This window comes from Streptomyces sp. (assembly GCF_035563135.1).
Classification (GTDB): Bacteria; Actinomycetota; Actinomycetes; order Streptomycetales; family Streptomycetaceae; genus Streptomyces.
The window spans coordinates 1-9,539 of the sequence record NZ_DATMVN010000694.1; the positions used below are offsets into that span (position 1 = coordinate 1).

At 69.3% G+C, this 9,539-nt stretch carries 10 protein-coding genes and 1 pseudogene; all 11 read left to right on the plus strand.

Translation table 11 applies throughout. The features are described 5' to 3' along the window. A pseudogene (locus tag VN520_RS30885) lies at positions 1 to 118 on the plus strand (transcriptional regulator); the annotation flags it as partial. Positions 119 to 263: 145 nt separating this feature from the next. Continuing rightward, on the plus strand, positions 264 to 647 hold the full coding sequence (locus VN520_RS30890) for a VOC family protein (protein WP_325750240.1): 384 nt from the start codon (positions 264 to 266) through the stop codon (positions 645 to 647). Between the two features lie 51 nt (positions 648 to 698). Next, complete coding sequence (locus VN520_RS30895) at positions 699 to 1,139, plus strand: substrate-binding domain-containing protein (RefSeq protein ID WP_325750241.1); 441 nt, start codon at positions 699 to 701, stop codon at positions 1,137 to 1,139. A gap of 69 nt (positions 1,140 to 1,208) precedes the next feature. Next, positions 1,209 to 1,706, plus strand: coding sequence for a DUF2975 domain-containing protein (locus tag VN520_RS30900; RefSeq protein WP_325750242.1), 498 nt, complete (start codon positions 1,209 to 1,211; stop codon positions 1,704 to 1,706). Further along, entirely contained in the window at positions 1,706 to 1,930 is a 225-nt protein-coding gene (locus VN520_RS30905) for a helix-turn-helix transcriptional regulator (protein WP_325750243.1), read from the plus strand. Before VN520_RS30900 ends, VN520_RS30905 begins: the two co-directional genes overlap by 1 nt. Positions 1,931 to 2,589: 659 nt before the next feature. Beyond that, the gene (locus VN520_RS30910) at positions 2,590 to 3,003 is read left to right on the plus strand and encodes a phage holin family protein (protein ID WP_325750244.1); all 414 of its coding nucleotides are present in this window, start codon (positions 2,590 to 2,592) and stop codon (positions 3,001 to 3,003) included. Next, positions 3,000 to 3,479: a DUF3618 domain-containing protein gene (locus VN520_RS30915; protein ID WP_325750245.1), complete on the plus strand. Its 480-nt coding sequence runs from the start codon at positions 3,000 to 3,002 to the stop codon at positions 3,477 to 3,479. The genes VN520_RS30910 and VN520_RS30915 overlap by 4 nt, the downstream gene beginning before the upstream one ends. Continuing rightward, on the plus strand, positions 3,476 to 3,742 hold the full coding sequence (locus VN520_RS30920) for a DUF4235 domain-containing protein (RefSeq protein WP_325750246.1): 267 nt from the start codon (positions 3,476 to 3,478) through the stop codon (positions 3,740 to 3,742). The genes VN520_RS30915 and VN520_RS30920 overlap by 4 nt, the downstream gene beginning before the upstream one ends. A 749-nt stretch (positions 3,743 to 4,491) precedes the next feature. Next, complete coding sequence (locus tag VN520_RS30925; RefSeq protein WP_325750247.1) at positions 4,492 to 5,112, plus strand: helix-turn-helix domain-containing protein; 621 nt, start codon at positions 4,492 to 4,494, stop codon at positions 5,110 to 5,112. A 39-nt stretch (positions 5,113 to 5,151) separates the two neighbouring features. Then, positions 5,152 to 6,294, plus strand: a complete 1,143-nt coding sequence (locus VN520_RS30930) for an acyl-CoA dehydrogenase family protein (RefSeq protein WP_325750248.1) — start codon at positions 5,152 to 5,154, stop codon at positions 6,292 to 6,294. A 645-nt stretch (positions 6,295 to 6,939) separates the two neighbouring features. After that, the coding region (locus tag VN520_RS30935) for a PQQ-dependent sugar dehydrogenase (RefSeq protein ID WP_325750249.1) at positions 6,940 to 9,539 on the plus strand (2,600 nt) is incomplete at its 3' end.

Genomic DNA, 9,539 nt, shown 5'->3' on the forward strand with positions numbered 1-9,539 from the left:
GTCGGTCGTCGCCTATCACGCCGAACCGGGTTCGGCGTCCGCCGAGACCCTTCGGCTGCTGGCGAGCTGGGGCACGGACGCCATGCGGGCAGGCGCCTCGGCCCCCGGGAGGCAGTAGGCCCAGCCGGGGTTCCAGCCCGCCGGTCCCGACGGCCGGGTGACATCTCACGGTCCGGGCACCCGGTGGCCGGCGCGCCGGTCCGGCCACCGGCCGGTTCGTCATCGGCCCCAGGAGGCCGGGATCGCTCCGTATACTCACGGGCATGGCATGCCGCATCAGTGAGCTGGTCATCGACGCAGCCGATCCCGAGCTGCTCGCCGCGTTCTGGAGCAAGGTCCTCGGCTACGTCGAACTCGGCCGGGAGGACGACGGAAGCATCGAGATCGGGCCGCCCGACGCCGGCTCCGGCGGTCCGCAGCCCACTCTCGTCCTCAGCCCGAGCAGCGACCCGCGGGCCGGCAAGGCGCGGCTTCACATCGACGTCAACGCCACCGACCGCGACCAGGACGCCGAGCTGGAGCGGCTGCTCGCCCTCGGCGCCAGGCCCGCCGACGTCGGCCAGAGCGGCACCGAGAGCTGGCACGTCCTGGCCGACCCGGAGGGCAACGAGTTCTGCCTCCTGCACACCCGGCTCCAGCCCGCCTGACCTGCTGCGCGCCTGATGGACAAGGGATCGTCCGGACCGCCTTCGTGACGAGTGCTTCCGTGTCGAGGACGTACTCCCCCGGCCCCGGGGCGACCGGCGCGCAGCCGGACAGCGGAGGACTTCTCGCTCGCCGGTCACGACAACACGGCCCTCGCCGCCCTGGCCCCCGCCCAGCCCACCGGCGTCGGCCAGGCCGGCTCCACCATGGGCTCCTGCGCCGTCCGCATGCCGATCGAGCGCGTGGAAGGCCGCAGGGCCAGGGCCATGCGGACCTCCATGACACCGCGACCGGTGGTACGCGGCACCACCAGCGCCCCGCGAGGCGGTCAGACATGGAGCGGCAGGAGCCCGCCGCGCCCTCCCGGAAGACCTTGGAGCAAAGGTGCACCCGGAGGACGCCGGCGGGCCCTGAGCCGCGGGCCCGACACCGGGCGGGCTCGAAGGACGTCGCACGTGAGGCGGACGTTTCTCCCGGCACCGTTTCCGAACTGAGGGATCGCCACTTGTCGAACCTATCGATTCTCGATAGATTCCTATCGTGGTTCGATTGAGGGAGAGATGATGGGAAGACTGACCGTGCTCGCACTGCGGGCCGTGCTCGTGCTGCTGCTGACCGGGGCGGTATTCGTGCAGACGGTGATGGTGCCGCTGCTGGCCATGGACCTGAGAGGGATGGACGCGGACATCGAGTACGTCCGGGCTCCGCTCCTCGCGTTCATCGTGCTGGGCATCGTGACGGTCGAGGTCGTCCTGATCTGCGTATGGCGACTGGTGACGATGGTGCGGCGCGGCACGGTGTTCTCCCCCGCCGCCTTCCGGTACGTGCATGTGGTGATCGGCGCGGTCGTGGCAGCCGCCTGCCTGGTCTTCGTGCTCGCGGCCTTCCTGGCACCGGGTGAAGCCGTCGCGCCGGGTGTGGTCCTCCTGGTGGGCGGGGCCGGACTGGCGGTCCTGGGGGTCGCGCTCGTCGTGCTCGTACTGCGCATGCTGCTCGCCCAGGCCGTCGAGCGCGATGTCGCGGCGGCGCAGATGGAGGCCGAGCTGGACGAGGTGATCTGATGCCGATCACGGTCGACATCGACGTCATGCTGGCGAAACGGAAGATGTCCGTGGGCGAGCTCGCGGACCGTGTCGGCATCACGCCCGCCAACCTGGCAGTGCTCAAGAACGGCCGCGCGAAGGCGGTCCGTTTCACGACGCTGGCCGCTCTGTGCGAAGTGCTCGAATGCCAGCCGGGAGACCTGTTGCGCTGGGAGGGTCCTCCCGGCTCACCCGTTGCCTGATCACCTGACGACAGCCCGTTCACCACAGGCCCGCCGCCGACGTCACGGCTCACCGGCGCAGGAGGTTCCCGGCGCCGAGGAAGCACGACGGGGGGCGCTTCGCCCTGCTGGGAGGAAGCACGACGGGGGCGCTGCACCCTGCTGGTAGGTCAGCCGCCCCTCGGCCACCGGCCTTTGCCACCTGGCCCGGTTCCGGATGGCCGCGGCTGGCCGTCAGCGCCGCGGCCTGATCGGCCCCTTCATCGGCGCTCTCGCCGACGCGGTCTCCCCGCGCACCGCCCTGGCACCTCTGAGCCTCATGCCGTTCCGAACCGGCTGCTGTTCCGCACCCTGCCCGAGCCCCGTCACATCGAAGCTCGTCACAGCGGCACAGCAGGCCGAGGACGGCACGGGGGCCGCACTTCCCCGGCGAACCCGGTGAGCGGCGCCCGGCCGGGGGGTGACCCATCGCTCCCGTCGCATCGAGGGAAGCCCTTCCCGACGGAGCGGGTGCCGGGGCGGTTGCGGGGTAGTCGAGCCGAGACACCGGCAAACACAGCTCAACGAGGAGGTTTCGTCATGACGGACTCGCTTCGAGCTCCGGCACCGGCCTCGTCCCGTCGGACGGGAGGGGGCAGCCGATGTTTCCGACAGATCGAGGAAGGCAAGGTGATCTGCCCATGAGCACGGCAGAGCGGCAGACCCACGCCACCGACGACTCGGTGAGCGTGCTGGTTTCGCGCGCCTCACAGCAGATTTCGGAGCTGGTCCGCGAGGAGATGCAGCTGGCCCGGGCGGAGATGACCCAGAAGGGCAAGCGCTACGGGAAGGGCGGCGGCCTCTTCGGCGCCGCGGGCTTCATCGGCATCCTGGCGGCCCAGGCTCTGATCGCGACCTGTATCGCGGCTCTCGCACTCGTACTGCCGGTGTGGGCGTCAGCCCTCATCGTCACGGCGGTGCTGGCGGCCGTGGCGGCCGCAGCCGCCCTGGCCGGGAAGAAGCAGATCGCCGAGGCAGGCTCCCCCACCCCTGAGCAGACCGTCGACAGCGTCAAGGCCGATCTGGCCGAGATCAAGGAAAAGGCACACCGATGAACGAAGAATCCCGGACCAACATAGGCACCCCCGTCCCCGACGCCTCCCACCCCGAGGAGTTGCGCGAGCAGGTCGAGCGCACCCGCGACGAGCTCGGGCGGACCGTCGAGGCGCTGGCGGCCAAGGCAGACGTCAAGGCGCAGGCGAAGGAGAAGACGGCCGCCGCGAAGGAACAGGCATCGGAAAGGGCGGCCCTGGTGGCCGACCAGATCCGCGCGAAGGCGGAGCAGGCCACACAGCTCGTCAAGGACAAGACCCCCGATCCCGTACTGGAGAAGACGGCCCAGGCCGCTGCGCAAGTCCGGGAGACCGCGAACCGGGCGGGACAGTACGCGGCGGAGAAGGCTCCTGACCCGCTGCGTGAAAAGGCCGGCCGGGCCGCGTCCTTCGCGCGGGCCAACCGGAATCCGCTTCTCGCGGGCGGTGCGCTGCTCGCCGCCGTCATGCTGGTGCGCCGAGGCAGGGGGCGCCGATGAGTGCGTCCAAGATCGCCTACAAGCCGGTCGGGCTGCTGCTCGGCGCGGCGAGCGGCATCATCGCGACCACCGCGTTCAAGCAGGCGTGGAAAATCATCGAAGGCCATGACGACGCCCCTGACGCCTTGGACGAGGACCGTTCCTGGCGGCAGATCCTGCTCGCCGCCGCCGTTCAGGGCGCCATCTTCTCCGTGGTCAGAGCTGCGGTCGATCGCTCGGGCGCGGTGGCCACGCGCCGTATGACGGGCATCTGGCCGGGCTGACCCGCCCCGGCGGCGCCGGCCCGTTCTCCCGACGGGCCGGCGCCGTACGGCAGTCGCCCGGTCGACGGGCACCCTCGTTTCACGCGCGGACCGTGGCGACGCGGCACCGCGCACAGGCCGCCTCGGCACAGCCCGGCACAGCCCGGCAGCGCGACGGTACGGGACAGCCGGCCGCCGAACTCTTCGCCCGGACACAGTCGGGGTCGAGCCCCGAGCCCTCACCTCCGCGGATCTGCTCGGCGCCCATATCCGCAGGAGCTCGGCGCGAGCCGGTGACGCCATGCCCGGCACCCTGAACGCGTTCCCGAAATCCCGCCGGTGATCAGCACCTCGCACCGGGTGGCTCCACCCGTCGCCGAGGCCCTCTCTCCTGCCCTGCGTGCAGACCCGCGGCCCCGCCCCCTTGACGCAATGAGACACATCGAGCATCTATGTATCTCCAGGGGAACACAACCAAGACTGCGGCGCCAGGGGCTTCACGGAAGTCGGACAGGCGGTCGCGAGACCCGCGGCTTTCCGATCCGAAGGCACAGCAGGCCATCTGTTGGCTTGGTGTCAACAACAGGCAGACAGCACAACCAGCCCTTTGGAGCTCCTCCTTGCACAGAACCTGCGCAGGAGGCCATACCACCGAGTTCGGTGTGACGGCCACTGTTGACACCAGGCCAACAGTGGGTCCAATGTGAGGGCCGCTCGTTGTCCCCGCTCAGCGAGTCCGTTCATGGTCCGCGAGGGAGGGAGCACAAAGCATGGGCGTTCAGCGCCACGCCCAACGACGCCGGATGGAGCCGGACGCCCGGCGTGCCGAGATTCTCGGCGTCGCACGCAGGCTCTTCGGAGCGAAGAGTTACGCCATGGTGTCCGTCTCCGACATCGCGGCCGAGGCCGAAGTGGCTCGCGCTCTGGTCAGCCACTACTTCGGCAGCAAGCGGCAGCTCTACCTGGAGGTGGTACGGCAGATGATGGTCGTCCCGGCCTCCGTGTCGCAGCGGCTGCCTCCGACGACCCCCGAGGAGCGCCTCTCGATCTGTGTCGACCGGTGGCTCGAAGTCGTGGAGCGCAACCGGGAGATGTGGTTGTCGGCGATCGGCCTGGAAGCACTCGGCAACGATCCTGAGGTCGACCGGATCATGCTCGAGGCCGACGAGATCGCCACCGACCGTGTGCTGGAGGCGGCGATGATGGCCGACGTCATCGAGGGCCGGGAGAAACTCCGGGCGATGATCCGCGCGCACAGCTGCATGCTCAAGGCCGCCTCGCGGGAGTGGCTGGTGCGCGGCACCCTCAGCCGCAGCGACCTGCACGTGATGCTGACACGCACCGTGCTCCACCTGCTGGACACGGTCTTCCCCGCCCTGCGGGACGACTGAGCACACCTTGCCCCTCTTGCCTGAGGAGAGATGTACACCATGCCCCGAGTCCTCACAGACGAACGCCGTGATCTGGTCAAGGCGATAGCCGATTTCTGCCGCCGTGAGTGCGGATCGAAGGAGCAGAGGGACCGGCTGACCGCGAACGGCCAAGAAAAACACAACCAGAAGCTCTACGAGAAAATGGCGGACCTCGGCTGGCTGGGCATCGCCGTCCCCGAGGCCTACGGCGGCGCGGGCCAGGGCATGACCGACCTCTGCCTCTTCCTGCAGCACACCTCCTACGGACTCGCTCCCATCGGTGGTTTCGGGCCTACGATCATCGCCGCCGCCGGATATGAGAAGTTCGGCAGCGAGGAGCAGAAGCGTGTGGTGCTCGAAGGAGTGACGAAGGGCCGTGTGGAGGCCATCTCGATGTCCGAGCCCGGAGCGGGTTCGGATGTGGGCGCGCTGACCTGCCGCGCGGAACGCACCGACGGCGGTTACCTGATCAACGGGCAGAAGACCTGGTGTTCCAACGCGCACTTCGCCGACCACATCCTGCTCATCGCCCGTACGTCACAAGGAGGGACGAAGCATCAGGGACTCACCCAGTTCATGGTGCCCACGGACGCCGCCGGCCTGCAGATCAGGGGCATCGACACGATGGGCGGGCGGGAGGTGAACGACCTGTACTTCACCGACACCTTCGTACCGGACTCCGCGGTCCTCGGTACGCCCGGAGAGGCATGGAAACAGCTGATGACCGGGCTCAACCTCGAGCGGATGATCCTTGCCGCGATGATGCTGGGCGTCGCCCGGCGCGCGTTCGACGACACCCTCGCATACGTGCGGCAGCGCGAACAGTTCGGCCGGCCGATCGGCTCGTTCCAAGCGCTCAAGCACCGGATCGCGGACATGGCCACGGAGCTGGAGTGCGCTCAGCTCCTGCTGGACGACGTCGCCGCAGCGATCGACAGCGAACCTGACCGCGTGTTCGCCCGTCAGGCCTCCATGGCCAAACTCAAGTGCACCGAACTGGCCAAGCACGTCACCCTGGAGGGCATGCAGATGATGGGCGGTTACGGATACGCGACGGAGTACGGCATGGAGGCCCTGCTCCGCTCGACGGTCGTGTCCACGGTCTACGGGGGAACGAGCGAGATCCAGCGGGACATCATCGGAAAGACGTACGGCCTGTAGGAGATCGAGGTACCGGCCCTTGCCGGAGAGCGCACCGGTGGGCCGAGCAGGGACTCGGCGTCTTCGTGTACGACTGGCCCGGCCACCGGTGGGCGTCCCGGCCGTCCGGACGCGGCTCTCCCCGAACGCCGCGAGGGCGGCGTCGGGGAAGACCGGCGCGGTACGGCCCGGCCGAACGGGGTGAGGAGCTCGGCCACCGGTGGCGCCCGGCCGACGGGCATCGCACCGCTCCAGGACGTCGGGGCGGCATCCTGTCCTGCCTGTGCGGATGGATGACGGATCGTTTGCGCCCCTCCCCTGCCTTCCGCGGGTACCCGCCCGGTCGGACGGCGCGTCACGCCGGGTCCACCAGGCCTTCCGCAGTCATTTTCAGGTGTGCGAGCCCCGCCGGGCCTCCTCCACCTCGCCGCCGTCCTCATCCGGACGCGACAGCCCTCACCCCGTCGCTTTGTCCCGCTACTAGAGAAAGTTGTGGCTCAGTACGTCAAAGGACTATCTGACAGGTGTGAAAGCCATTACCTTCCTGATTTGAACCGGACAACAAGGACCGGGTGCCCTCCCCTCCCCCTGCGGGCGCCCGTCTCCCTGGCGCGGCGGCGCGCGCCTGTGCTTCACCCCGACCCCGTCACCACACGGAGGACTCGCGTGCACAGGAGACCCACCCGGCCCCTCGCGGCGCTCGTCTGCACCTTGCTCGTCGCCGTCGGCGCCCTCACCGCTGAGCAGAGACCGGCCGAGGCGGCACCGGTGGCCGCCGAGGAGTTCCAGCAGGTCACCCTAGCCAAAGGGGTGGCCGAGACCGGTGAGCCGATGACGCTCGCCGTCCTGCCCGACAGGTCCGTCCTGCACACCTCCCGGGACGGCACCCTCCGCCTCACGGACGCTTCCGGCACCACCGAGGTCGCCGGGAAGCTGGATGTCTACTCGCACGACGAGGAAGGCCTCCAGGGCGTCGGAGTGGACCCGGGCTTCAGCACCAACCGCTTCGTCTACCTCTATTACGCCCCGAAGCTCTCGACTCCCGCGGGAGATGCCCCGGCGAACGGGTCGGCGGCCGACTTCGCGCCGTTCGACGGTGTCAACCGGCTCTCACGGTTCGTCCTCAGGACGGACGGCACTCTGGACACAACCACCGAGAAGAAGATTCTCGACGTCCCCGCGAGCCGCGGCCTGTGCTGTCATGTGGGCGGAGACATCGACTTCGACGCCCAGGGCAACCTGTACCTCTCCACGGGGGACGACAGCAACCCCTTCGCCTCCGACGGCTACGCCCCCCTCGACGAGCGGTCGAACCGCAACCCGGCCTACGACGCCCAGCGCTCCTCGGGCAACACCAACGACCTGCGCGGCAAGATACTGCGCATCAAGGTCGGCGCGGACGGCGGCTACTCCATCCCGCCGGGCAACCTCTTCGCCCCCGGCACCGCGAGGACCAGGCCCGAGATCTACGCGATGGGCTTCCGCAACCCGTTCCGGATGAGCGTCGACAAGCCCACCGGCATCGTCCATGTCGGTGACTACGGTCCCGACGCGGGCACGGCGAACGCCTCCCGGGGACCCGCGGGGCAGGTCGAGTTCAACCGCATCACCAAGGCCGGCAACTTCGGCTGGCCGTACTGCACCGGTAAGAACAGCGCCTACGTCGACTACGACTTCGCCACCTCGGCGTCCGGCTCCGCCTTCTCCTGCACCGCCCCCCGGAACACCTCACCGAACAACACGGGCCTGACCGATCTGCCCCCGGCACAGCCCGCCTGGATCCCGTACGACGGGGGCTCGGTACCCGAGTTCGGCACCGGTTCCGAGTCGCCCATGGGCGGCCCGGTGTACCGCTACGACGCGGCGTCGTCCTCCACCGTCAAGTTCCCCGAGACCTTCGACGGCGACCTCTTCGCCGGTGAGTTCGGCCGCAAGTGGATCAAGCGCATCGAACAGGGCTCCGACGGAGCCGTACAGTCGATCAACGCCTTCCCCTGGCAGGGCACCCAGGTCATGGACATGGCCTTCGGCCCGGACGGCGCGCTGTACGTCCTCGATTACGGCACCGGTTACTTCAACGGCGACGCCAACAGTGCGCTGTACCGGATCGAGAACGTCACCGGGGGACGCGCGCCGCTCGCCAGGGCCACCGCGGACCGGACCTCGGGGAAGGCCCCGCTCACGGTCCGGTTCTCCTCGGCCGGGAGTTCCGACCCCGACGGCGACCCCCTGAGCTATGCCTGGAAGTTCGGCGACGGCGCCACCTCGACGGCGGCCGGCCCCTCGCACACCTACAGCGCCAACGGCCGCTACACCGCGGAACTGACCCTCTCCGACGGGACGGGGAACACCGCGACCGCCTCGGTCATCGTCACCGTGGGCAACACCGCGCCGACCGTCAGCCTGGAGCTCCCGGCCGACGGCTCCATCATCGACCCGGGCGCCGCCGTTCCCTTCCGGGTGACCGTCACCGATCCCGAGGACGGTGCGATCGACTGTTCCAAGGTCAAGGTCACGTTCATCATCGGCCACGACAGCCATGGTCACCCCCAGACATCCGCCACCGGCTGCTCCGGCACCGTGCAGACCATCGCCGACGGAGAACACGACCCCAACGCGAACATCTTCGGCGTCTGGGACGCCGAGTACACCGACAAGGGCGCGAACGGGCAGCCCGCCCTGACGACCCACGACCAGAACATCAGCCAGGGCAGCAAGCGCCAGGCCGAGCACCACGGCGGCTCCGCAGGCGTGACCGTCATCGACAAGGCGGCGGCCAACGGCGGGAGGACGGTCGGGAACATCGACAACGGTGACTGGATCTCCTTCGAACCGTACATCCTCGCCGACGCCACCTCACTGACCGCGAGGGTCTCCTCCGGTGGCAGTGGAGGCACCCTGGAAGTGCGTTCCGGTTCCCCCACCGGCACCCTGCTCGGCTCCGCGGCCGTTCCCGTCACCGGAGGCTGGGACACCTTCCAGAACGTGTCCGCGAACCTCACGGACCGCCCCGCCGGCACCACCACCCTGTACCTCGTCTTCAAGGGCGGCGGCGGAGCCCTCTTCGACCTCGACGACTTCACGTTCACCACCACCGGTGGGACGCCCGCCCGCAGCGGCCCGATCACGGGGATCGGCGGCAAGTGTGTGGACGTCGCGAACGGGGCGAGCGCGGACGGGACACAGATCCAGCTGTGGACCTGCAACCAGTCGGCGGCCCAGAAATGGACGGTCGGCACGGACGGCACACTGCGCGCACTGGGCAA